The organism is Amycolatopsis sp. NBC_01286, from assembly GCF_035982555.1.
Classification (GTDB): Bacteria; Actinomycetota; Actinomycetes; order Mycobacteriales; family Pseudonocardiaceae; genus Amycolatopsis.
This window is the reverse complement of record NZ_CP108428.1, coordinates 263,105-286,238: the sequence shown is the minus strand read 5'-3', so window position 1 is coordinate 286,238 and position 23,134 is coordinate 263,105. Positions and strand designations below refer to the sequence as shown.

Annotated in this window: 20 protein-coding genes; 13 read left to right on the top strand and 7 right to left on the bottom strand. The window is 71.3% G+C overall.

What is annotated here, in order from left to right:
- Positions 1-5: 5 nt before the first annotated feature.
- Together OG570_RS01305 and OG570_RS01300 are read right to left on the bottom strand one after the other, a co-directional pair.
- Positions 6-1,010 (bottom strand): sugar ABC transporter substrate-binding protein, encoded by a 1,005-nt coding sequence (locus OG570_RS01305; RefSeq protein ID WP_326955270.1) that lies wholly within the window; start codon positions 1,008-1,010, stop codon positions 6-8.
- Between the two features lie 20 nt (positions 1,011-1,030).
- Complete coding sequence (locus OG570_RS01300; RefSeq protein WP_326955269.1) at positions 1,031-1,909, bottom strand: TIM barrel protein; 879 nt, start codon at positions 1,907-1,909, stop codon at positions 1,031-1,033.
- Positions 1,910-2,033: 124 nt separating this feature from the next.
- On the opposite strand from OG570_RS01300, the gene OG570_RS01295 reads away from it, so the two are divergent.
- The 3 genes from OG570_RS01295 to OG570_RS01285 are packed head-to-tail and all read left to right on the top strand — an operon-like array spanning position 2,034 to position 5,565.
- The gene (locus tag OG570_RS01295; protein ID WP_326955268.1) at positions 2,034-3,032 is read left to right on the top strand and encodes a LacI family DNA-binding transcriptional regulator; all 999 of its coding nucleotides are present in this window, start codon (positions 2,034-2,036) and stop codon (positions 3,030-3,032) included.
- An 8-nt stretch (positions 3,033-3,040) separates the two neighbouring features.
- A complete protein-coding gene (locus tag OG570_RS01290; RefSeq protein ID WP_326955267.1) occupies positions 3,041-4,528 on the top strand; it encodes a CoA-acylating methylmalonate-semialdehyde dehydrogenase in 1,488 nt (495 codons plus the stop codon).
- Positions 4,529-4,563: 35 nt separating this feature from the next.
- Positions 4,564-5,565, top strand: coding sequence for a Gfo/Idh/MocA family protein (locus OG570_RS01285; RefSeq protein WP_326947110.1), 1,002 nt, complete (start codon positions 4,564-4,566; stop codon positions 5,563-5,565).
- 135 nt (positions 5,566-5,700) lie between these two features.
- On the opposite strand, the gene OG570_RS01280 is transcribed toward OG570_RS01285, so the two are convergent.
- The gene (locus tag OG570_RS01280; protein ID WP_326955266.1) at positions 5,701-6,282 is read right to left on the bottom strand and encodes a TetR/AcrR family transcriptional regulator; all 582 of its coding nucleotides are present in this window, start codon (positions 6,280-6,282) and stop codon (positions 5,701-5,703) included.
- Between the two features lie 62 nt (positions 6,283-6,344).
- Here OG570_RS01280 and OG570_RS01275 point away from each other — a divergent pair, with 62 nt between their 5' ends.
- Complete coding sequence (locus tag OG570_RS01275; protein ID WP_326955265.1) at positions 6,345-6,842, top strand: SRPBCC family protein; 498 nt, start codon at positions 6,345-6,347, stop codon at positions 6,840-6,842.
- A complete protein-coding gene (locus tag OG570_RS01270; RefSeq protein WP_326955264.1) occupies positions 6,839-7,309 on the top strand; it encodes a GNAT family N-acetyltransferase in 471 nt (156 codons plus the stop codon). The genes OG570_RS01275 and OG570_RS01270 overlap by 4 nt, the downstream gene beginning before the upstream one ends.
- Here the strand turns inward: OG570_RS01270 and OG570_RS01265 are convergent.
- Complete coding sequence (locus OG570_RS01265; protein ID WP_326947114.1) at positions 7,295-7,597, bottom strand: hypothetical protein; 303 nt, start codon at positions 7,595-7,597, stop codon at positions 7,295-7,297. The two genes, OG570_RS01270 and OG570_RS01265, sit on opposite strands and share 15 nt — an antisense overlap.
- Positions 7,598-7,651: 54 nt before the next feature.
- Complete coding sequence (gene asnB, locus OG570_RS01260; RefSeq protein WP_326955263.1) at positions 7,652-9,493, bottom strand: asparagine synthase (glutamine-hydrolyzing); 1,842 nt, start codon at positions 9,491-9,493, stop codon at positions 7,652-7,654.
- Positions 9,494-9,897: 404 nt separating this feature from the next.
- Here asnB and kdpF point away from each other — a divergent pair, with 404 nt between their 5' ends.
- The 6 genes from kdpF to OG570_RS01230 are packed head-to-tail and all read left to right on the top strand — an operon-like array spanning position 9,898 to position 17,528.
- Positions 9,898-9,999: a K(+)-transporting ATPase subunit F gene (kdpF, locus tag OG570_RS01255; RefSeq protein WP_247062298.1), complete on the top strand. Its 102-nt coding sequence runs from the start codon at positions 9,898-9,900 to the stop codon at positions 9,997-9,999.
- The gene (gene kdpA, locus OG570_RS01250) at positions 9,999-11,660 is read left to right on the top strand and encodes a potassium-transporting ATPase subunit KdpA (RefSeq protein ID WP_326955262.1); all 1,662 of its coding nucleotides are present in this window, start codon (positions 9,999-10,001) and stop codon (positions 11,658-11,660) included. Before kdpF ends, kdpA begins: the two co-directional genes overlap by 1 nt.
- Complete coding sequence (gene kdpB, locus OG570_RS01245) at positions 11,657-13,705, top strand: potassium-transporting ATPase subunit KdpB (RefSeq protein ID WP_326955261.1); 2,049 nt, start codon at positions 11,657-11,659, stop codon at positions 13,703-13,705. The genes kdpA and kdpB overlap by 4 nt, the downstream gene beginning before the upstream one ends.
- A 4-nt stretch (positions 13,706-13,709) precedes the next feature.
- Positions 13,710-14,300, top strand: coding sequence for a potassium-transporting ATPase subunit C (locus OG570_RS01240; RefSeq protein WP_326955260.1), 591 nt, complete (start codon positions 13,710-13,712; stop codon positions 14,298-14,300).
- A gap of 4 nt (positions 14,301-14,304) precedes the next feature.
- The gene (locus OG570_RS01235; RefSeq protein ID WP_326947120.1) at positions 14,305-16,836 is read left to right on the top strand and encodes a sensor histidine kinase; all 2,532 of its coding nucleotides are present in this window, start codon (positions 14,305-14,307) and stop codon (positions 16,834-16,836) included.
- Positions 16,833-17,528: a response regulator gene (locus tag OG570_RS01230; RefSeq protein WP_247062303.1), complete on the top strand. Its 696-nt coding sequence runs from the start codon at positions 16,833-16,835 to the stop codon at positions 17,526-17,528. Before OG570_RS01235 ends, OG570_RS01230 begins: the two co-directional genes overlap by 4 nt.
- 144 nt (positions 17,529-17,672) lie before the next feature.
- On the opposite strand, the gene OG570_RS01225 is transcribed toward OG570_RS01230, so the two are convergent.
- Positions 17,673-18,290 carry a hypothetical protein gene (locus OG570_RS01225; RefSeq protein WP_326947121.1) on the bottom strand — a complete coding sequence of 206 codons (618 nt, stop codon included), beginning with the start codon at positions 18,288-18,290 and terminating at the stop codon, positions 17,673-17,675.
- A 221-nt stretch (positions 18,291-18,511) separates the two neighbouring features.
- Between OG570_RS01225 and OG570_RS01220 the strand changes: the two genes are divergently transcribed.
- Together OG570_RS01220 and smc are read left to right on the top strand one after the other, a co-directional pair.
- On the top strand, positions 18,512-18,772 hold the full coding sequence (locus OG570_RS01220) for an acylphosphatase (protein ID WP_326955259.1): 261 nt from the start codon (positions 18,512-18,514) through the stop codon (positions 18,770-18,772).
- 169 nt (positions 18,773-18,941) lie between these two features.
- The gene (gene smc / locus OG570_RS01215) at positions 18,942-22,544 is read left to right on the top strand and encodes a chromosome segregation protein SMC (protein ID WP_326955258.1); all 3,603 of its coding nucleotides are present in this window, start codon (positions 18,942-18,944) and stop codon (positions 22,542-22,544) included.
- An 82-nt stretch (positions 22,545-22,626) separates the two neighbouring features.
- Here the strand turns inward: smc and OG570_RS01210 are convergent, their stop codons facing one another.
- Positions 22,627-23,127: a DUF3455 domain-containing protein gene (locus tag OG570_RS01210; RefSeq protein ID WP_326955257.1), complete on the bottom strand. Its 501-nt coding sequence runs from the start codon at positions 23,125-23,127 to the stop codon at positions 22,627-22,629.
- Positions 23,128-23,134: the final 7 nt, after the last annotated feature.

The window sequence follows — 23,134 nt, the reverse complement described above, 5'->3', positions numbered from 1 at the left end:
TCCCCTTAGCGGGTGCCGCGCTGCGCGTACGGGGCCACGGTGTCGATGTTGGTCTTGTCGACGAAGCCCGGACCGGTCTGCACCGGGTGGCCACCACCGATGGTGTTGCCGTTCTCCTTGTAGAGCTTGAGGAACACGATGGGCAGGTAGCCCTGCTCGTACTGCTGCTGGTCGACGGCGAAGAGGATGGTGCCCGCCTTGATGGCGGCCACGACGTCGGCGTTCAGGTCGAACGTCGCCACCTGCGCCTTCGAGCTGGCTTCCTTCGCCGCGTCCACCGCGCGGGCCGCGACCTGCGAGTTCAGCGCCAGGACCGCGTCGATCGACGGGTCGGCCTGCAGCGCGCCGCGGATCCGCGCCTGCGCGTCGGTCGGGTTGGAGATGTCGACCTGCAGTGTCGAGACGGTGCCGAAGGCCTGCTTCGCGCCGTCACAGCGCTGGTTCTGGCCGATGTTGCCGGCCTCGTGGATCACGCAGAGCAGCTTCGTCTTGCCGGCCGCCTTGAGCCGCTGCCCGGCACCCTGGCCGGCGAGGCCCTCGCTCTGCCCGACGTGCGCGATCGCGCCGAACGCGGCGCTCTGGTCCTCACCCGAGTTGATCGTGACGACCGGGATGCCGGCCTTGACGGCGTTCTGGATCGACGTCTGCAGCGCCTGCGGGTTCGCCATCGACACGACCAGGCCGCCGACCTTCTGCGCGACGGCGTTGTCGATCAGCTTGGCCTGGTTGCCGGGGTCGCCGTCGGAGTAGTAGTCGACGCCGACGTTGAGGTCCTTGCCGGCCTGCTCGGCGCCGTTCTTGACGACGTTCCAGAACGCGTCACCGGCGCTGCCGTGGGTGACCACGGCGACCTTGAGCGGGCCGCTCGAACTCGGCGGCGCCGCGGCGGACGAATTGGCGCCGGAGCTGCTGGTCGAGTTGTCGGCGCTGGGGCCGCTGCAGGCGGCGAGCACCAGGCCGGTGGCGGCGACGGCCGCCACCACGGCGAAGCTTCTCTTGAACGAAAACACAGTCACTCCTTTGGGACCAGTTAGAGGGCTTGCACGATCTTCGCGAGTTCCGCGAGGCTGCGCTCGGTGTCGCGGCGAGGCACGTCGTCGGGGCTCGCCTCGCCGAGGGCGGTGTCCTGTTCGAGGACGTACCAGCCGTCGTAACCCGCCGCCTGGACGGAGCGCACCATCGACGCCACGTCCACGTCCCCCTCGCCGAGCGGCACGTAGAGGCCCCGCCCGACCGCTTCGGTGTAGCCGAGCCGCCCCGCGCGCACCTCGGCGGCCAGGTCCCCCTTGACGTCCTTCAGATGCACGTGCGCCACCCGCTCGGGAAACCGCTTCGCCAGCTCGACCGGATCGGTCCCGCCGATCATCAGGTGTCCGGTGTCGAGGCACAACCCCAGATCGGAGTCGCGCAGGAAGCGCTCGACCTCGGCCTGCTGCTCCACGTGCGTCCCGATGTGCGGGTGCAGCACGGTGCGCAGGCCGTGACCACCGGCGATGTCCCGGATCCGGCCCGCGGTCTCGACGAGTGTCGCCCATTCGGTGTCGGTGAGCCGCGGACGTTCGTCGTAGCCGTCGAGCCCGGTCGCGGCGGCGAGCACGAGGACGTCGCCCCCGCACGCGGCGAACAGCGCGGCGGACTCCTCGGCCTCGGCGAGCGCCTTTTCCCGGTCGGCGTGCAGCACGACGGCGAGGAACCCGCCCACGAGCGTCAGGTCGTGCTCCCCGAGCAGCGTGCGCAGCTCGGCCGGGTCGCGGGGGAGGTACCCGGGCGGGCCCAGCTCCGTCGCCTGGACGCCGAGTTCCGCCATCTCGCGCAGCACGGTCGGCGCGTCCAGCACGCGGCCCCAGCCCGGGACTTCGCAGACACCCCAAGAGATCGGGGCGGCGGCGACGCGGATCGTCGCTGACACAGAGGGCCTCCGTTGGTCCGTTGGAGCGCTCTATTGATTAGAGCGCTCTAATCTTGTAGCGTCCGTCACAGCAAAGTCAAGGGCTTGTTTCCGGCCCGTAACCCACAGGCGGGGAGGTGCGGCGATGGTGCGTCCGACCATGGAGGACGTGGCCGCGCGAGCGGGGGTTTCCCGCGCACTGGTCTCCCTGGTGATGAGGAATTCACCGAAGGTCTCCGACGCGCGGCGCACCGCCGTCCTGCGCGCGGCCGAGGAACTCGGGTACCAGCCGCACATCATGGCGCGGTCGCTGGCCAGCCGGACCTCGACGGTGCTCGGCGTGATGGTGAACGACCTGCGCAACGCGTTCTTCGCGGACATCGTCGAAGAGCTGGACAGCGCCGCGCAGGCGGCGGGCTTCGACCTCATCCTCAACACGGGCGGCCGCAGTCCCACGCGCGAGTGGAACGCCCTGCACAACCTGCTTTCCTTCCGGCCGGCGGGCATCGTCCTGCTGTCGCCGGTCGTGCCGGCCTCGGCGATCCAGGTCGCGGCCAAGCAGTGCCCGGTCGTGCTGGTCTCGCGCACCGCCCGCGCGTCCACAGTGGACACGGTGAACGACGACGGCGAGGCGGGCTCCGCGCTGGCCGTCGGCCACCTGGTCGGCCTGGGGCACCGGCGCATCGCCCACCTCGACGGCGGTGGTGCGGCCGGGGCGGCGCAGCGGCGGCGCGGCTTCGAGGCCGCCATGCGGGGGCACGGTCTCGAGCCGATCGTCGTGCGCAGCGAACACACCGACATCGGCGGCGAGAACGCCGTGCGGGAGCTGCTCACCGCGTACGCGCGCCGGGACCTGCCGACGGGGCTGGTCGCCGGCAACGACTTCAACGCCGTGGGGGCGATTTCGGCCCTCGAGGAAGCCGGGCTGCGCGTGCCGGAGGACGTGTCGGTCGTCGGCTACGACAACACGTCGCTCGCCGCGTTGCGCCACCTCTCCCTGACCACGGTGGACCAGCCGCGCAAGGACATGGCGCGGCTGGCCTTCGAAGCCCTGCTCGAACGCGTGCGCGGGGAGCGCACCGAGCCGGTCCGGCACCTGCTGCACCCGTCCCTGGTGGTCCGGTCGACCACCGCACACGCATAGGAGATTCCGTGTCCGAACTCGTCCAGCACTGGATCGACGGCGCTCGCACGGCCGGGGTGTCGTCCCGCCGCGGCGACGTCTACCAGCCCGCGACCGGGGAGGTGGCCAGGCAGGTCGTCCTGGCCGGACAGTCCGATGTGGACGCCGCGGTGGCGTCGGCCGTCAAGGCGTCGCTCGACTGGTCGGACAGCTCGCTGTCCGCCCGCACCCGCATCCTGTTCAAGTTCCGCGAGCTGGTCGACGCGCACCGCGACGAGCTGGCCGCGCTGATCACCGCCGAGCACGGCAAGGTCCTGTCGGACGCCGCGGGCGAGGTGCAGCGCGGCCTGGAGGTCGTCGAGTTCGCCTGCGGCATCGCCCAGGTGCTCAAGGGTGAGCACTCCGACCAGGTCTCCCGCGGCATCGACGCGTACTCGCTGCGCCAGCCGCTCGGCGTCGTCGCCGGCATCACGCCGTTCAACTTCCCGGTGATGGTGCCGATGTGGATGTTCCCGATCGCCATCGCCTGCGGCAACACGTTCGTGCTCAAGCCGTCCGACCGCGACCCGTCGGCGTCGGTCCGCCTCGCCGAGCTGTTCGCCGAGGCCGGGCTGCCGCCGGGCGTGCTCAACGTCGTCCAGGGTGACGCCGAGGCCGTCAACGCGCTGCTCGTGCACCCCGACATCGCCGGGGTGTCGTTCGTCGGCTCGACGCCGATCGCGCGGCACGTCTACGAGACGGGGACGGCCGCGGGCAAGCGCGTCCAGGCCCTCGGCGGCGCGAAGAACCACATGATCGTGCTCCCGGACGCGGATCTCGACGGCGCGGCCGATGCCGCTGTGTCCGCGGGCTACGGCAGCGCGGGGGAGCGGTGCATGGCGATCTCGGTCGTGGTGGCGGTCGGCGACCGCGGTGACGACCTGGTCGACGCGATCGCGTCCCGGACCCGCGAGCTGAAGACCGGGCCGGGCACCGACGAGACTTCGCAGATGGGCCCGGTCGTCACCGGCGCCGCGCGCGACCGGATCGTGTCCTATGTGGACGCGGGCGAGCGGGCCGGCGCGTCCCTGGTCGTCGACGGCCGGACCTTCGAGGGGCCCGGCGCCGGGTTCTGGGTCGGGCCGACGCTGTTCGACCACGTCACCACCGACATGTCGGTCTACACCGACGAGATCTTCGGCCCGGTGCTGGTGGTCGTGCGCGCGGGCACCTTCGAGGAGGCGCTCGCGCTGGTGAACGCCAACCCGTACGGCAACGGCACGGCGATCTTCACCACCGACGGCCTGGCCGCGCGCGAGTTCGAGCGGCGGGTGCAGGTGGGCATGGTCGGCATCAACGTCCCGATCCCGGTCCCGATGGCCTACTACTCCTTCGGCGGCTGGAAGGACTCGCTGTTCGGCGACACCCACGTCCACGGCGCCGAGGGCGTCCGGTTCTACACGCGGGCGAAGGCCGTGACGTCGCGCTGGCCGCGGCAAGCGCAGGGCGTCGACCTGGGCTTTCCGACGCACCGCTGAGTTTCCGACTTTCGCACACAGGAGGGTTCACGACGATGAGGCTGGGACTGGCGGGCACCGGGCGGATCGGCACCGCGCACGCGGAAACGCTCAAGGGGTTCGACGAGGTCGAGTCGGTCCTGGTGGCCGACGTCGACACCGCGCGCGCCCAGGCCGCGGGGGCGAAGCTGGGAGTGGAGGTCGCGGCGAGCATCGAGGGGCTGTTCGCCGCGGGCCTCGACGGGCTGGTCGTCACCGCGGCCACCGACGCCCATCCGGGGCTGATCATCGCGGCCGTCGACGCGGGCCTGCCGGTGTTCTGCGAGAAGCCGGTCGCGGCCGACATCCCGGGCACCCTGGCGGTGATCGACCGGATCGGCGCGTCCGACGTCCCGGTCCAGATCGGCTTCCAGCGCCGGTTCGACGCGGGTTACGCGGCGGCCCGGGCGGCGGTCGCGTCGGGTGAGCTGGGCTGGCTGCACACGTTGCGCGCGACGACGTTCGACCCGGCGCCCCCGCCGGCGGAGTACGTGGCGCACTCGGGCGGGCTGTTCCGCGACTGTGGCGTCCACGACTTCGACATCATCCGCTGGGTGAGCGGCCGCGAGATCGAGGAGGTCTACGCGATCGGCGCCAACCGCGGCGAGCGGTTCTTCGCCGACGCGGGCGACGTCGACACGGCGGCGGCCACCCTCACCTTGGATGACGGCTCCTTGGCGACGGTGTCCCTGACCCGCTACAACGGCGCGGGTTACGACGTCCGCCTGGAGGCGCTGGGTTCGGTCTCCGGCGTGGTCGTCGGCCTGGACGACCGGGCGCCGCTGCGCTCGGTCGAGCCGGGGGTCCCGCCGCTGCCGGGCCCGGCGTACCCGGGCTTCATGGAGCGCTTCCGTCCGGCGTACACGACGGAGCTGCGGGCGTTCCTCGACGTCGTCGCCGGCCGCGCGCCATCACCGTGCGTCGCGGCCGACGCGCTCGAAGCGTTCTACATCGCCGAAGCGTGCGAAGTCTCGCGCCGCGAGCGCCGCCCGGTGAAGCTGACGGAGGTCCGCCGCTGACGTTGTGATGGAGGAGCCGACACGCGTGATTGCAAGCCGACACGCGTGATTGGGGGGACGACACGCCGCGAGCTGGTCGTGTCGTCGCTTCAATCACGCGAGTTGACCTCTCAATCACGCGTGCCGGCCTTCTGATCACGGGCGGAGGAGCTTGCGGACTGTGCGTTCCACCAGGTCGGCGGCCTTCGGCGGGGGAGTGCGGCCGGTCGAGAGGTAGCGGTGGACGATCGCGCGCGGGATCTCGACCAAGGCCAGCACGACGTCCTCGTCGGTGCAGCCGGTGAGCGGGGGCAGCGAGAGCGTCGCCTGTTTCAGGGCCGTGCGGAGTTCTTCCTCCGCGGCGGTCAGGGCCGCGGCGGCTTCGGGGGACCAGTCGGCGGGGCCGAAGGCCTGCTTGCCCGCGTCGAGGACCCGGGCGCCGTCGGGGTGCTTGCGGCACCAGCGGACGACGCTCGTCGCGGCCTCGACCGCGGCGTCCACCGAGGCGGCGTCGCCGAGGGTCTCGACGAACAGGTCCTGGAAGTCGCGCAGGGTGCGGAGCCAGAGCGCGGCCAGCAGCGCCGGGCGGTCCGGGAAGCGGTGGTAGATCGAGCCGTTCGGCGCGCCCGCGGCCTTGGCCGTCGCAGCCATCGTGACCGCGCGGGCGCCGCCCTCGGCGAACAACGTCGTCGCGGCGTCGAGGAACTGCGCTGTGGTGTGCGTCGCCGGCCGGCCCATGGTTCTGGAGACTATCCTCTGATACGTTCTGGAGGACAGTCTCCAGAACGGAGGGTTGTGCCATGATCCGCAACGTCCACACCCGGAGGTTCCCGCGGCCGGTGCCGCCGGAGCTGCTGGCCACGCTCGGCACCGAGGACGACCGCCTCTGGCCGGTCGCCGACTGGCCGCCCACCCGCCTCGACGGCCCGCTCGTCCCGGGCACGACCGCCGGTCACGGCCCGGTCCGGTACGTCCTCGAAGAGGTCGCGCCCGATCGCCTGCGGTTCCGCTTCACGGCGCCGACGGGCCTGCACGGCTTCCACGAGTTCACGATTTCGGGTGACGCGCTGACGCACGTCCTGGAAGGAACCCTGCACGGCTGGACCCGCTTGAGCTGGCCCCTGGTGTTCCGCCCCCTGCACGACGCGCTCCTGGAACAACTGCTGGATCGCGCCGAACTGGCCGTGACCGGCCGGGTGTCCCGGCCTGCGAGGTGGTCGCGCTACATCCGGTTCCTGCGCGCACTGGCCCGAAACCGGTCGCGGTCGCCGCGGCCGTCCGCCACACTCCGGGCGTGATCCTGACCCCGCTGGACGAGCCCGCACTGGCGCGGCTGCTGGAGGCCGCCGTCGCCGGCGCGGACCCCCTGGATGTGATGCCCCCAGTCGACGGCCCACCCGGCTGGACGCCCGAACGCCGCGCGGCGTTCCTGGAGTTCCACCGGGCCAGGTCACTGCGCCCGGAGACGGCGGTGGAGCGCACGTGGGTGGTCGACGTCGCGGGGACGGCGGTCGGCGCGGCCCGCCTGGAACGTCACGGCGATGCGGTGGAGGCGGGCATCTGGCTGAGCCGCGACGTCCGCGGCCGGGGGATCGGCAAGCAGGTGACGGCGTCGCTGCTGGACCTCGCGAAGGACGGCGACGCGACGAAGTTCATCGCCTCGACCACCGCGGGCAACCGCGGAGCCCGGACCCTGCTGAGCGGAATCGGCGCGAGCTTGGCCACGGAAGGCGACGACGTGACGGCGGAACTACCGCTGGCCTGACTTCAGCCGCGGCAGGATCTCCGTGCGGACGTACTCCAGGGCGTCCCGCTCCGGGAGGATGTGCGGCCCCTGCACCCACCGCACCCCGTGCCGGGCCGCCGCGGCCGTGAGGCGCTCCCGCAGCGGGCCCACCACCCCGGCGCCCAGCACCAGCGCGTCCACGACGCCCAGGCGGGACAGCGCCGCTTCCTCCGAAGCGACGCCGTCCGCGGCGAAACCCGCCGCGGACAGCGCCGCCGTCACCCTCGAGACCGTGGCCGGGTTGCGGCCGAACAGCAGCACGTTCATGCCGCCCAGCGTCCGACCTCAAGGGCGCTTGAGGTCAAGACCCAGGTCAAGACCTCAGTCGAGCTGCAGCTCCGGGGAGTACATCTCGATCCAGTGGTACAGGTCGAGCAGCCGGTCCAGGCCGATGCGGGCGCCCGGGTCCATGGTGGCCGAGTCCACTTCGGACACCCGGTGCGCCCAGGCCTTGTCGACCAGGCCGAACACCGCGTGGTTCGGCTCGGCGAGGACCTCCTTGACCTGCTGCTGCAGCGCCGCCGCGTAGCCCGGGTCCTGCGTCGAGGGGTACGGGCTCTTCACCCGCTGGGCCACCGACTCCGGGAGGACGTGTTTGGTCGCGTGCCGCAGGAGGCTCTTCTCGCGGCCGTCGAACGTCTTGAGCGACCACGGCGTGTTGTAGACGTACTCGACCAGCCGGTGGTCGCAGAACGGCACGCGGACCTCCAGGCCCACCGCCATCGACGCGCGGTCCTTGCGGTCGAGCAGCATCCGCACGAACCGCGTCAGGTGCAGGTTGCAGATCGTCCTCATCCGCGCTTCCTTCGCGGACTCGCCGTCGAGGTGGTCCACCGACGAGACCGCCGTCGCGTACTGGTCCGCGATGTAGGTCTCGAGGTTGAGCTTGCGCACCAGCTCGGGCGTGTAGAGCGACGCCCGGTCCTCCATCATCGAGTTCCGGAACGCCAGCCACGGGAACGTGTCGGTGTTGACGGCCTTCTCGTCGTGGAACCAGCGGTAGCCGCCGAACACCTCGTCGGCCGACTCGCCCGACAGGGCCACCGTCGACTCGCCGCGGATGGCCTTGAACAGCAGGTACAGCGACGTGTCCATGTCACCGAGGCCGGCCGGGATGTCGCGGGCCTTCAGCACCGCGCGCCGCACCGCCGGGTCGCTCAGCTCCGCCGGGTTGAGCATGACGTTCTGGTGCGCGGACCCGACCAGGTCGGCGACGTCGCGGATGTAGGGCGAGTCCGCGGTGTCGCGCATCTCGTCCGGCTTGAAGTTCTCCTCCTGGCCGAAGAAGTCGACGGAGAACGTCCGCAGCTGCTCGCCCTGCTCGGCGAGGTGGGGCGCGGCGAGGCCGGTGACGGCGCTGGAGTCCAGGCCGCCGGACAGCAGCACGCAACGCGGGACGTCGGCGACGAGCTGGCGGTGCACGATGTCGGTCATCAGCTCGCGGACGCGTTCGACCGTGGTCTCCTGGTCGTCCGTGTGCTGCTTGGCGTCGAGCTTCCAGTACGTGCGGGTGCGAATGCCCTCGCGCGACACGGTGACGATCGTGCCGGGCTGGACCTCCTCCATGTCCTTCCACAGCGACCAGCCGGGGCGCTTGGTGAACGCCATCAGCTCGCGCAGGCCGTCGGTGTCGACCACCTTGCGGGTGAGCGGGTTCGCGAGGATCGCCTTCGGTTCGGAGCCGAACAGCACGCCGTCGGCCGTCGGGTAGTAGTAGAACGGCTTGATGCCCATCCGGTCGCGGATCATCACGAGCCGGTCGTCGCGCTCGTCCCAGATCGCGAAGGCGTACATGCCGTTGAGGTGGTCGACGACGGCGTCGCCCCACTGCAGGTAGCCGTGCAGCACCACTTCGGTGTCGCTGTCGGTCTCCCACTTGTGGCCGAGCTTCGTGAGCTCGTCCTTCAGCTCGGTGAAGTTGTAGGCCTCACCGCTGTAGACCATCGCGACGTCGCCGTTCGGCGTGTGCACGGACATCGGCTGCCGGCCGCCGGGCAGGTCGATGATGGCGAGGCGCCGGTGGCCGAGCGCGACGTGCTTGCGCACCCAGGTACCGACGCCGTCCGGACCACGGCAGGCCATGGTCTCCGTCATGGCGTCCACGACGTCCTGCCGGCGCGTGAGGTCGGCGTCGTAGGAAACCCAGCCGGCGATACCGCACATACGGACCCCTCCAAGCTTTTACTTAGCTAGTACAACTATCGGTAACACAGGTGTAACACGGGGAGAACATCTTGTCTGCCCGAATTGCACGTTCCGCGCTCATTCGATCACGCAGTGTGCCGTGAGTCACTCACCAACCACGGCCGCGCCGAGGTGAAGGCAAACGCTTGCGTGATCGGCGCCACCCGCCATAAAGACGGCGTAAATGCGCATCAGGACGGCGTTAACGCGCCGTCAGCCACCCTCCGCGGCGGGCCGGAACGGCCGCACAGTTGGCCTCGTCCCTGGTCACCGAAAGCGGTGACCTGTCCTGAGAGGTGCCTAGTGGCCGACTTGCTGTACGCCGTTCTCCTGATCGGCATTTTCGTCGTTATCGCGCTGGCGCTGCGTGGCTTGGAGAAGCTGTGAGCGGCGCGGGCACCGTGGCCAACGTCGTCGGCGGACTGCTGGCGCTGGGCCTTCTCGTCTACCTGTTCGTCGCCTTGATCAGGCCGGAGAAATTCTGATGTCCGACACCGCGGCCGGGCTGGTCCAGCTCGGTCTCCTCCTCGTCGCGCTCGCCGTGGTTTACAAACCACTCGGCGACTACATGGCGCGCGTCTTCTCCACCGAGAAGCACCTGAAGCTCGAGAAGGGCCTCTACAAGCTCTTCCGCGTCAACCCGGACTCCGAGCAGCGGTGGCCGACCTACGCCGCCGGCGTGCTCGGCTTCTCGTTCGTCTCGGTCGTCCTGCTCTACCTGCTGCAACGGCTGCAGCCGATCCTGCCGTGGAGCCTGGGCCGCGGCTCGGTGAGCCCTGGCGTCGCGTTCAACACGGCGATCTCCTTCGTCACCAACACGAACTGGCAGTCCTACGTCCCCGAGACGACGATGGGCCACTTCGTGCAGATGGCCGGGCTGACCGTGCAGAACTTCCTGTCCGCGGGCGTCGGGCTGGCCGTCGCCATCGCGCTGACCCGCGGGTTCATCCGCTCGCGGACCGACCGGCTCGGCAACTTCTGGGTGGACCTCACGCGCGGCACCGTCCGCGTCCTGCTGCCGATGGCCTTCGTGTTCGCGCTCGTGCTGATCGCCCTCGGCGTCGTGCAGAGCCTCAAGGCGGGCGTCGCCGTCACCAACCCCGACGGCAGCCGGAGCACCATCGCGCTGGCCCCGGCGGCGAGCCAGGAGGCGATCAAGGAGCTCGGCACCAACGGCGGCGGCATCCTCAACGCCAACTCGGCGCACCCGTTCGAGAACCCCAACGCGTGGACGAACCTGATCGAGCTGTTCCTGATCCTGGTGATCCCGGTCAGCCTGACCCGCACGTTCGGCAAGCTCGTCGGCAAGCCCAAGCAGGGGTACGTCCTGCTCGGCGTGATGAGCCTGCTCTGGGCCGCGTCGCTGGCGATCATCTGGTTCTCCGAGGCCAAGGCGAGCAACCCGGCCGCGCTGGCCGCCGGGGCGAGCATGGAGGGCAAGGAACAGCGGTTCGGCATCTCGAGCACGTCGATCTTCGCCGACACCACCACCGGCACGTCCACGGGCGCGGTCAACGGCGCCCACGACAGCCTGTCCGGGCTGGGTGGCGGCGGTCCGCTGCTCAACATGCTCTACGGCGAGATCTCGCCGGGCGGCGTCGGCACCGGCCTCTACGGCATCCTCGTGATGGCGATCATCGCGATGTTCCTGGCCGGCCTGATGGTCGGGCGGACGCCGGAGTACCTGGGCAAGAAGCTCGGCAAGCGCGAGGTCACCTGCGCGGCGATCTCGATGCTGGCCATGCCGCTGGTCGTGCTCCTGGGCAGCGGGATCGCCCTGATGCTGCCGGGCACGGCGGGCGCGCTCGGCAACAGCGGCGCGCACGGGCTGTCCGAGATCCTCTACGGCTACGCCTCGACCGGCAACAACAACGGCAGTGCGTTCGGCGGCCTGACCGCGACGAGCGACTGGTTCCAGTCGTCGTTCGGCGTCGCCATGGCGCTCGGCCGGTTCATCCCGATCGTCGCCGTGCTCTGCCTGGCCGGTTCCCTGGCCGCGCAGCGGAAGGTCCCCGAAACGGCGGGGACGCTGCCCACCACCGGGCCGCTGTTCGCCACCATGCTCACCGGCACGGTGGTGCTCGTCGCGGCCCTCACGTTCATCCCGGCGCTCGCGCTCGGGCCCATCGCGGAGGCACTCGCATGACCGTCACCGAAGAACGACCTCAGGTGACCCACGAAGAGCACACCGGTCGCGTCGGCGCCGGGGTCTTCAGCCCCCGCCAGCTCTGGACGTCGCTGCCGGATGCCTTCAAGAAGCTCAACCCGAAGCACCAGCTCGCCAACCCGGTGATGTTCGTGGTGTGGGTCGGCTCGGCGCTGACCACCGTCTTCGCCGTCACCGACCCGAGCGTCTTCACCATCCTCATCGCGATCTGGCTGTGGTTCACGGTCATCTTCGCGAACCTCGCCGAGGCCGTCGCCGAAGGGCGTGGCAAGGCGCAGGCGGAAAGCCTGCGGCGGTCGAAGAAGGAGACCGTCGCGCGGCGCCTCACCGCGAACGGCGACGAGGAGCAGGTGCCTGGCGCCGAACTGCGCGTCGGCGACCTCGTGGTCGTCGAGGCCGGCCAGGTGATCCCGGGTGACGGCGACGTCGTCGAGGGCATCGCGACCGTCGACGAGTCGGCCATCACCGGCGAGTCCGCGCCGGTCATCCGCGAGTCCGGCGGCGACCGCAGCGCCGTCACCGGCGGCACGACCGTGCTGAGCGACCGGGTCGTCGTGAAGATCACGACCAAGCCGGGCGAGTCCTTTGTGGACCGCATGATCGCGTTGGTGGAAGGCGCTTCCCGGCAGAAGACGCCGAACGAGATCGCGCTGACCATCCTGCTGGCCACGTTGACCATCATCTTCCTGCTCGCCGTCGTGGCGCTGCAGCCGATGGCCGGCTACTCCGGGTCCGAGCAGTCGGTGATCGTGCTGACGGCGTTGCTGGTCTGCCTCATCCCGACGACGATCGGCGCCCTGCTGAGCGCCATCGGCATCGCCGGGATGGACCGGCTGGTGCAGCGCAACGTCCTCGCGACCTCCGGCCGCGCGGTCGAGGCCGCGGGCGACGTCTCGACGCTGCTGCTCGACAAGACCGGCACCATCACCTTCGGCAACCGCCGGGCCACCGAGCTGATCCCGGTGGGATCGTCCACTCCGGACGACCTCACCCGCGCCGCCCGGCTGGCGAGCCTCGCCGACGAAACGCCCGAAGGCCGCAGCGTCGTCGAGCTGACCGAGGCCCACGCGGGTGACGACGTGCACGGCGAGTTCGTGCCGTTCACCGCGCAGACCCGGATGAGCGGGCTCGACGTCGGTGACCGGCGGATCCGCAAGGGTGCGGCGAGTGCCGTGCGCGCGTGGGTGCGTGACAACGGCGGGCAGTTCCCCGACGAGACCGAGCGTGTGGTCGACGAGATCAGCGCCCAGGGCGGCACTCCGCTGGTGGTCGCCGAGGACACCGTGGTGCACGGCGTGATCCGGCTGTCCGACGTCGTCAAGCCGGGCATGAAGGAGCGCTTCAAGGAACTGCGGGCGATGGGCATCAAGACGGTGATGATCACCGGCGACAACCCGCTCACCGCCAAGGCCATCGCGGCGGACGCCGGCGTCGACGACTACCTCGCCGAGGCCAAGCCCGAAGACAAGATGGCGCTCATCAAGAAGGAGCAGGAAGGCGGCCGGCTGGTCGCGATGACCGGCGACGGCACCAACGACGCCCCCGCGCTCGCGCAGTCCGACGTCGGCGTCGCGATGAACACCGGCACGTCGGCCGCGAAGGAGGCCGGCAACATGGTCGACCTCGACAGCGACCCGACGAAGCTGATCGAGATCGTCGAGATCGGCAAGCAGCTGCTGATCACCCGCGGCGCGCTGACGACGTTCAGCGTGGCGAACGACCTCGCGAAGTACTTCGCGATCCTGCCGGCGATGTTCACCGGCATCTTCGCCCAGCTCGGCGCGTTGAACGTCATGCACCTGGCCACACCGAAGTCGGCGATCCTCTCCGCCGTCATCTTCAACGCGCTGATCATCGTCGTGCTCATTCCGCTGGCCCTGCGCGGCGTGCGGTACAAGCCGTCGTCGGCCTCGGCCCTGCTGCGCCGCAACCTGCTCGTCTACGGCCTCGGCGGCATCGTCAGCCCCTTCCTCGGGATCTGGCTGATCGACCTGCTCGTGCGCCTCATCCCTGGAATCGGGTGAACTCGTGAACACTCTCGTCAAGCAGACCTGGGCCGGGCTGCGCGTCCTCATCGTGATGACGGTCCTGCTCGGGGTGATCTACCCCCTCGCGGTGTGGGCGATCGCCCGCATCCCGGGGCTGGAGGGCCACGCCGAAGGCTCGGTCGTCACGCAGAACGGCCAGGCCGTCGGGTCGTCGCTCATCGGCGTCGACCCGGTGCCCGCCGACCCGGCGAAGGACCCGTGGTTCCACAACCGTCCCTCGGCTGCCGGCCCGAGCATGCCGTCCGGCGCGTCCAACAAGGGCCCGTACAACGAGGACCTCGTGAAGACCATCGGCGAGCGGAAGGACGCCATCGCGAAGCGGGAAGGCGTGTCACCCGATCAGGTACCGCCGGACGCGGTGACGGCGTCGGGTTCCGGGCTCGACCCGGCGATCAGCGTGGCCTACGCCGACCTCCAGATCGCCCGGGTCGCCCGGGTGACGGGGTTGCCGGCCGACCGCGTGAAGCAGCTCGTCGAAGCGAACACGTCGGGTGCCGGGATCGGTCTCCCCGGGGTGAATGTGCTCCAGCTCAACTTGGCCGTGCAAGGTGCGGCCGGAGGGGCACACTGACAGCGTGACCAGTACGAAGAAGCCGCGCCGGGGGGAGCTGAGGATCTACCTCGGCGCGGCTCCGGGCGTCGGCAAGACCTTCGCCATGCTCGGCGAGGCGCGGCGCCGGCTCGACCGCGGCACCGACGTCGTCGCCGGGCTGGTGGAGACGCACGGCCGCGAGAAGACCGCGGTGCTGCTCGAAGACCTCGAGATCGTGCCGCGCCGCCACGCCGAGCACCGCGGCCGCGCCTTCGAGGAGATGGACGTCGACGCCATCCTCGCCCGCGCGCCCGAGGTCGCCGTCGTCGACGAACTGGCGCACACCAACGTGCCGGGCTCGCGCAACGCCAAGCGCTGGCAGGACGTCGAGGAACTGCTGGAGGCCGGCATCGACGTGCTGTCCACGGTCAACGTGCAGCACCTGCAGAGCCTCAACGACGTCGTCGAGCGCATCACCGGCGTCACCCAGCAGGAGACCGTGCCCGACGAGGTCGTCCGCCGCGCCGAGCAGCTCGAGCTGGTCGACATCACGCCCGAGGCGCTGCGGCGGCGGCTCGCGCACGGCAACGTCTACCCGGCCGAGCGGATCGACGCCGCGCTCGGCAACTACTTCCGCCCCGGCAATCTCACCGCGTTGCGCGAGCTGGCCCTGCTGTGGGTGGCCGACCAGGTCGACGTCGCGCTGCAGCGGTACCGCGCCGAGCAGCAGATCACCGACACCTGGGAGACGCGCGAACGCGTCGTCGTCTCCATCACCGGCGGGCCGGAGAGCGAGACGCTGATGCGCCGCGCCAGCCGGATCGCCACCCGCGCCGGCGCCGAGCTGCAGGTCCTCCACATCCTGCGCGGCGACGGCCTGTCCGGGCTCGGCCCCACCGCGATCGCCCGCTGCCGCACCCTCGCCGAGGAGGTCGGCGCGACGTTCCACACGGTCGTCGGCGACGACGTCCCGACCGCGCTGCTGGACTTCGCCCGCGGCGTCAACGCGACCCAGCTGGTGATCGGCACGTCACGCCGTTCGCGCGTGGCGCGGCTGTTCGACGAGGGCATCGGCGCCACGGTGGTCCGCCAGTCCGGGCCCATCGACGTCCACATGGTCACCCACGCCGAAGCCGGCGGCCGGCTGCGCGCCCGGCTCGGCGCGAGCCCGCTGGGGTTCTCGCGGCTGGTCGCGGGCTGGGTGCTGAGCGTCGTGCTGCCGGTGCTGGTGACGGTCATCGGGCTATTCGTGCGCACCGGGTTCGACTTCGCCACCGACGTGATTTCGTACGTGCTGGCCACGGTCGTCGTCGCGCTGGTCGGCGGCCTCGGCCCGGCGCTGGTCGCGGCCGTGCTCGGGGCCGGGCTGCTCAACTTCTTCTTCACGCCGCCGCTGTACACGCTCACCGTGCACACCCCGCAGAACCTCGTGACGCTGATCGCGATGGTCGTGGTCGCGGTGCTCGTCGCGCTGGTCGTCGACGCGGCCGCGCGCCGGGCGACGCAGGCGGCGCGGGCGCGGACCGAGGCGGCGCTGCTCGCCTCCTACGCGCGGACCGTGCTGACCCACGCGAACCCGATCGAGCGGCTGCTGGAGAAGGTCCGCGAGAACTTCGCGCTGACTTCCGTGACACTGCTGGAAAAGCGCGAAGGCGAGTGGCGGGGCGTGGCGACGGCGGGGGAGCACCCGTGCGCCGACCCGGACGAGGCCGACGTCGACATCGCCGTCACCGCCGACGTCCACCTGACCTTGCGGGGGCGCGCGCTGCCCGCGGCCGACCGGCGAGTGCTGGAGGCCGTGGCCGGGCAAGCGCTGCTTTCGCTGCGGCAGCAGCGCAGTGCCGACGCCGCGGCGAAAGCCGAGCGCAAGGCCGAGGCCACCGAGCTGCGCACGACGTTGCTTTCGGCCGTCGGGCACGACCTGCGGACGCCGTTGACGTCGATCAAGGCGTCCATCGGCAGCCTGCGCGCGCCCGACCTGCAACTGTCCGAAGAGGACACGGCGGAGCTGATGGAGGCCATCGAACTGTCCGCCGACCGGCTGGCCGGGCTGATCGACAACCTCCTGGATTCCTCGCGGCTGGCCACCGGCGCGGTGGTGCCGCTCCTGCGTCCGGTCGGCTACGACGAGGTCGTCGCGCACGCGTTGTCCAATGTGGACGCCTCCGACGCGGTGGTCGTCGCGGTCGACGACCAGCTGCCGTCGGTACTCGCCGATCCCGGCCTGCTGGAACGGGTGGTGGCGAACGTGCTGGACAACGCGCTGCGGCACGGCGGGGGCCGGGTGTCGGCCCGGGCCAGCGCCCACTCCGGCCACGTCGAGCTGCGGATCGTCGACCACGGCAAGGGCCTGCGGAAGGGGACGGCGGACTCGGCGTTCGCGCCGTTCCAGCGGCTCGGCGGCGACCGGGACGCGACGCCGGGGGTCGGGCTCGGGCTGTCGGTGGCGAAGGGGTTCACCGAGGCGATGGGCGGCACGATCCGCGCCGAGGACACCCCGGGCGGCGGGCTCACGGTCGTCGTGTCCCTGCCCGCCGAGAGCGTCACGTACAAAGTCGAAGAGGGGGTGCGATGACCGACATCGGGGCCACCGTGCTGGTGGTGGACGACGAGCCGCAGATCGTGCGGGCACTGCGGATCAACCTCACCGCGCGCGGCTACAAGGTGATCACCGCCCACGACGGCACAGCCGCGCTCAAGGCCGTCGCCGAGACGAAGCCGGACGTCGTCGTGCTCGACCTCGGCCTGCCCGACCTCGACGGCACCGAGGTCATCGCCGGCCTGCGCGGCTGGACGACGGTCCCGATCATCGTCCTGTCCGCCCGCGGCGACTCGGCGGACAAGGTCCAGGCGCTCGACGCGGGCGCCGACGACTACGTCACCAAGCCGTTCGGCATGGACGAGCTGCTGGCGCGGTTGCGCGCGGCGGTCCGCCGCTCGGCGGTGGCGGGCGCCGACGACGTGGACGCGGTGGTGGACACGGCGTCGTTCAGCATCGACTTGGCGGCCAAGAAGGTCCGCCGCGACGGCCACGAAGTCCACCTGACCAAGACGGAGTGGGGCGTGCTGGAACTGCTGGTCCGCAACCGCGGCCGGCTGGTCGCGCAGAAGCAGCTGCTGCACGAGGTGTGGGGCCCGTCGTACGAGACGGAGTCCCACTACCTGCGGGTCTACCTGGCCCAGCTGCGGCGCAAGCTGGAGCCGGAGCCTTCACGGCCCCGCCACCTGCTGACGGAGCCGGGCATGGGCTACCGCTTCGAGGCCTGACGCGCAGGTCGTGAGTGGCAATGAGGGTTCTAACCCACATTGCCACTCACGACCCCCGGCCGGTGCAGCTAGGTGAGCCGTGCGTGCGGAGGCCGGAAACGCCGAAGGCCACCGCCGCGGCGGTGGCCTTCGGGGACTTCGCGCTTACTTGGTCGTCGGCGACGTGCCGGTCGTGCTCACCGACGGGGCGCCCGACGAGCTGCCGCCACCGCCGGCCGGCGTGGTCGTGTCGGTCGGCGGGTCGGTCCGCGGCGACGTCGTGGTCGGCGGCGGCGTCGTCGGAGTGGTCGTCACCGGTGGCGGGGTCTTCGTCGTCGTCTTGGTCACCGGTGGCGGTGTGCTGCCCGGGCCGCCCGGCGGGGGCGTGTACGGGGGCGGCGGGGCCTGGGTGACGACCGTGGTGGTCGTCTTGCCGTCCGGGCTGACCGAGACCACCGTGGTCGGCGCGCTCGACGACTGCGTCTCCGTCGGCGGCGGCGGGCCGCCGAGGGTGGACGGGCCGCCCGGGGTCGGGGTGCCCGACACCGTCTGGACGCCGGCGGGCGAGGTGCCCTGGCCGCCCGGGGCGCCGGTGCCGCCCGCGGTGGTCGCGGGGGCCGGTCCGGCGAGCTCGGCGACGGCCGCGAACGCCGTCGCGACGACCAGCCCGGCCACCCCGAGCACGACGTACCCGGCGCGGTTCGGTTTGCTGCTCTTCGGCGGTGCGGTGGTGTCGATCCTGGTGATGCGTGAGCTCGAATCCGACCCGTCGGGGCGGGGCATAGAGGCTCCTAGAAGATCGGGGTGACTCCAAAACCTGCGGCTCGAGGTCGTCGAACGATCACTGCTTGCCCGAGCGGGGGAACCCGGGAGGGCGACCTCGGCGGGGAGATTATCACCGTCAGTGCCGCATTCGCCCAGGTAGGGAGCCTGCGTGATCACTGAGCGCAGTCAAACTGTCCGGAAAGGATGAACGTGTGAGTGAGGGACAAACGAACACCAGGATGACGGCGTGGGTCCGCGGGCGGGTGCAAGGCGTCGGTTTCCGCTGGTGGACGCGCAGCCGGGCGCTCGAGCTCGGGCTCGTCGGCAGTGCTCGCAACATGCCCGACGGTCGTGTCGAGGTCATAGCGGAGGGTGATCGCGACCACTGTGAGCGGCTGTTGGCCGCCCTCCGATCCGGAGAATCACCCGGAAGTGTGGAGACGGTCATCGAGCGCTGGTCCGACCCGAAAGGGGGGCTCAGCGGCTTCGCCGAGCGGTAGCCCGGGCCTTGGTACTTCCGGGGCGGGTGTGACGCAGGAGGTTGCCGACGCCGATCACGCTGTGCTAAGGCGCGCCGGAGAGGGGGCGCGTCCCGCGGTCCCGGGACACCCCCAGGTAGCCTGGGACGATTGAAACGCCCGAACCGGCAGCCAGAGGGGTCAGCACCCAGTGCACCTGAAAAGCCTGACGCTCAAGGGCTTCAAGTCCTTCGCCTCGGCCACCACGCTGCGCTTCGAACCGGGCATCACCTGCGTGGTCGGCCCGAACGGCTCCGGCAAGTCGAACGTGCTGGACGCCCTGCGCTGGGTCATGGGCACCCAGGGCGCCAAGGACCTGCGCGGCGGGAAGATGGAGGACGTCATCTTCGCCGGCACCGCGGGCCGCGCCCCGCTCGGCCGCGCCGAGGTCACCCTCACCATCGACAACGCCGACGGCGCGCTGCCGATCGAGTACGGCGAGGTGTCGATCACCCGCCGGATGTTCCGCGACGGCGCCAGCGAGTACGAGATCAACGGCGACCGCTGCCGCCTGATGGACGTCCAGGAGCTGCTCTCGGACTCCGGTATCGGCCGCGAGATGCACGTCATCGTCGGGCAGGGCCAGCTCTCGGCGATCCTCGAGTCCAAGCCCGAGGAGCGCCGCGCCTTCATCGAAGAGGCCGCCGGCGTCCTCAAGCACCGCAAGCGCAAGGAACAGACCCTGCGCAAGCTGGCCAACATGCAGGGCAACCTCGACCGCCTCGGCGACCTCACCACCGAGCTGCGCCGCCAGCTCAAGCCGCTGGGCAAACAGGCCGAGATCGCCCGCAAGGCCCAGTACGTCCAGTCCGAGCTGCGCGACTCCCGGCTGCGCCTGTTCGCCGACGACCTGGTCAGCCAGCGCGGCTCGATCGCGCGGGAAGAGGCCGACGAGAAGGTCGCGCGCCAGCGCCGCGCCGAGGTCGAGCAGACCCTCGAGATCGTCTCCGCCGAGGAGACCGAGCTGGAGTCGTCGCTGGCCGAGGACGCGCCGCTGCTGCAGAGCGCCCAGGAGACCTGGTACAGGCTGTCCGCGCTGGCCGAGCGCCTGCGCGGCACCGTCCGCCTCGCCATCGAGCGGCAGCGGCACCTCTCGGCCGACGTCGCCGCGCACACCGGCGGCCGCGACCCCGAAGAGCTGCTCGAAGAAGCCGAGCGCGTCGCCGAGCAGGAGGAAGAGCTCAACGAGGCCGTCATGGAGGCCCGGGAGCTGCTGGCCCAGACCGTGCTGCGGCGCGAAGACCTCGAACAGCGCGTCCAGGCCGCCGAGCGCGCGCACTGGGCCGCCGTCCGCGCCATCGCCGACCGCCGCGAGGGCATGGCCAAGCTGACCGGTCAGGTCGAGGCGCTGCGCAGCAAGAACGGCGCCACCACCGACGAGATCGACCGGCTCAGCGTCTCCATCGAGGAGTCCGCCGAGCGCGCCGAACTCGCCAACGAAGAGCTCGAAGAGGCCAAGGCCGAGGGCGGCGTCGAGGAGTCCGACGACTCCGGCCTGATGGCCCACCACGACCGCGCGGTCGAGGCCAACAACGCGGCCAAGGCGCGCGTCGAAGAGCTGGTCAAGGCCGAACGCACCGCCGAGCGCGAGATCGCGTCGGAGAAGGCCCGCGTCGAGGCGCTGTCCATGGGGCTCAAGCGCAAGGACGGCGCGGGCGCGCTGCTCGGCGCGTCCCACGAGCTGCCGGGCCTGCTCGGCTCGGTCGCCGCGCTGCTGACCGTCGAGCCCGGCCACGAGGTCGCGCTGGCCGCGGCGCTCGGCCCGGTGGCCGACGCGGTCGCCGTCAGCGGCGGCGAAGACGCCCTGCGCGCCCTGAAGTACTTGAAGGACACGGACTCCGGCCGCGCGGGCATCGTGCTCGGCGCGCCCGAGTCCACTGTGGACATCTATTCCTGGCCCGCGCTGCCGGAAGGCGCGCGCTGGGCCCGTGAGGTCGTCTCCGCGCCGGCCCAGCTGCGGCCCGCCGTCGAGCAGGCGCTCGACAAGCTCGCCTTGGTCCGCGACCTCGAGTCGGCCCGGCACCTGGTCGCCGCGCACCCGGACGTCCGCGCGGTCACCGCCGAGGGTGACGTCTTCGGCGCCCGCTGGGCGATCGGCGGGTCCGGCGCCCGCGAGAGCGTGATCGAGGTCCAGGCCGCCGTCGACGAGGCCGGCGTGCGGCTGCGCACGGCCGAACGCCAGGTGGAGCAGTACACGGCCGAGCTGGAAGGCGCCCGCGCCGAGCAGCAGGCCCGCCGCGAAGAGGTCTCCCAGGCCAAGGACGCCCTCGGCGACGCCAAGGTGCGCAAGGCCCGCTCGTCGGAGCGGCTCAACCGGCTGCAGCAGGCCGCCCGCGCCGCGCAGGCCGAGGTCGAACGCCTCACCGGGCAGCGCGCGAAGGTCGAGCACAGCCGCATCCAGGCGCTGGCCCAGCTCGCCGAGCTGGAGGAACGCCTCGCCGCCGTCGCCGAGCAGCCCGTCGAGGACGACCCGGACACCGCCGAGCGCGACCAGGCCGTCGAAGAGCTGGCCGTCGTCCGGCAGGAGGAGATGGAGGCGCGGCTCGCGCAGCGCACCGCCGAGGAGCGGGCGCGCAGCATCGCGGGGCGGGCCGAAGGCCTCCGCCGCGCCGCCCACGCCGAGCAGCAGGCCCGGGAACGCGCCGAGCGTGCCGCCGCGGCCCGCAAGCACGGCGCGCGGATCGCCGACGCCGTCGTCGACGGTGGTGAGATCGCGCTCGAGCGCATCGAGCGTTCGGTCCAGCGCGCGGCCACCGAGCGCGACCAGGTCCAGTCCCGGCGCCAGAGCCGCGAATCCGCGCTGACCGGCGTCCGCGCCAAGGTCCGCGAGCTGACCGGCGAACTGGAGAAGCTGACCGACGCCGTCCACCGCGACGAGGTCCAGCGCGCCGAGCAGCGGCTGCGGCTGGAGACCCTGGAAGCCAAGATCGCCGAGGACTTCGGCATCGGCCTCGCCGACCTGGTCCAGGAGTACGGCCCGGACGTCCCGGTGCCGCCGAGCGCGGGCGAGATGGCCGAGTACGAGGCGGCCAAGGAGCGCGGTGAGGACGTCACCCCGCCGCCGCCGATGCCCTTCGACCGCGACACCCAGACCCGCCGCGCCAAGCGCGCCGAGAAGGACCTTTCCCTGCTGGGCAAGGTGAACCCGCTCGCGCTGGAGGAGTTCGCGGCGCTGGAGGAGCGGTACAAGTTCCTCTCCACGCAGCTCGAGGACCTCCGGGACACCCGCAAGGACCTCGAGGCCGTGATCAAGCAGGTCGACGAGAAGATCCTCGAGGTCTTCGCCGGCGCCTACGCGGACGTGGCGCGCGAGTTCGAGACGGTGTTCAGCGTGCTCTTCCCCGGTGGCGAGGGCCGGATGGTCCTCACCCAGCCGGACGACCTGCTCGCCACCGGCGTCGACGTCGAGGCGCGCCCGCCGGGCAAGAAGGTCAAGCGGCTGTCGCTGCTGTCGGGTGGCGAGAAGTCGCTGGTCGCGGTGGGCATGCTGGTCGCGATCTTCCGCGCCCGCCCCTCACCCTTCTACGTCATGGACGAGGTCGAGGCGGCGCTGGACGACACCAACATGCGCCGGCTGATCGGCCTGCTGGAGCAGCTGCGCGACTCGTCCCAGCTGATCATCATCACCCACCAGAAGCCGACGATGGAGATCGCCGACGCGCTCTACGGCGTGAGCATGCAGGGCGACGGCATCACGAAGGTGATCTCGCAGCGCCTGCGCACCGCCGACGACGAACCGGTCGCGGTCGGCTAGCGCTCAGCTTTCACCGGGCCCTGAACGAACCAAGGCGGCCTTCGGTGCGTCTCACGCAACCGAGGCCGCCTTGGGGCTCTTGCTACTGGGCCACCCAGAAGGCGTAGTCGGCCGTGTAGTGGACCGCGGTCTGCGCGCCTTCCGTGCACGCTCCGGCCGGCGCGACGCCGCCGCGGGTGTTCAGGCGCTGGACGTAGGTGACCTTGCCGAACACCCCGGTGCCGCTGTTGAGGTTCGCCTTGAGGAGCAGTTCCGGGATCGCGCCGTCACGCGGCGAGGTCGCCGCCGCAGCCGCGCCGACCGTGCTTCCGTCCACAGTGGATGTCCACACCGGACCCTTGCTGTGGATCGCCACCGGCTGACCGTGTTTCGACAGCACGGCCGCGGGCTGGATCAGCGCCCAGGCGCCGTTCGTGCAGCCGTAGATCTGGACGCCGTCACCGGAGTACGTGGCGAGGGGCCGGTTGCCGTCCGGGACCTGGATCGCCACCGGGACCTTCGGGGTCGCCGTGGCGGCCGAAGCCGTCGCCGCGCCGCCGAGGGCCAGCGAGCCGACCGCGAGCGCAACCAAAATCCGTTTCATGTTCCCA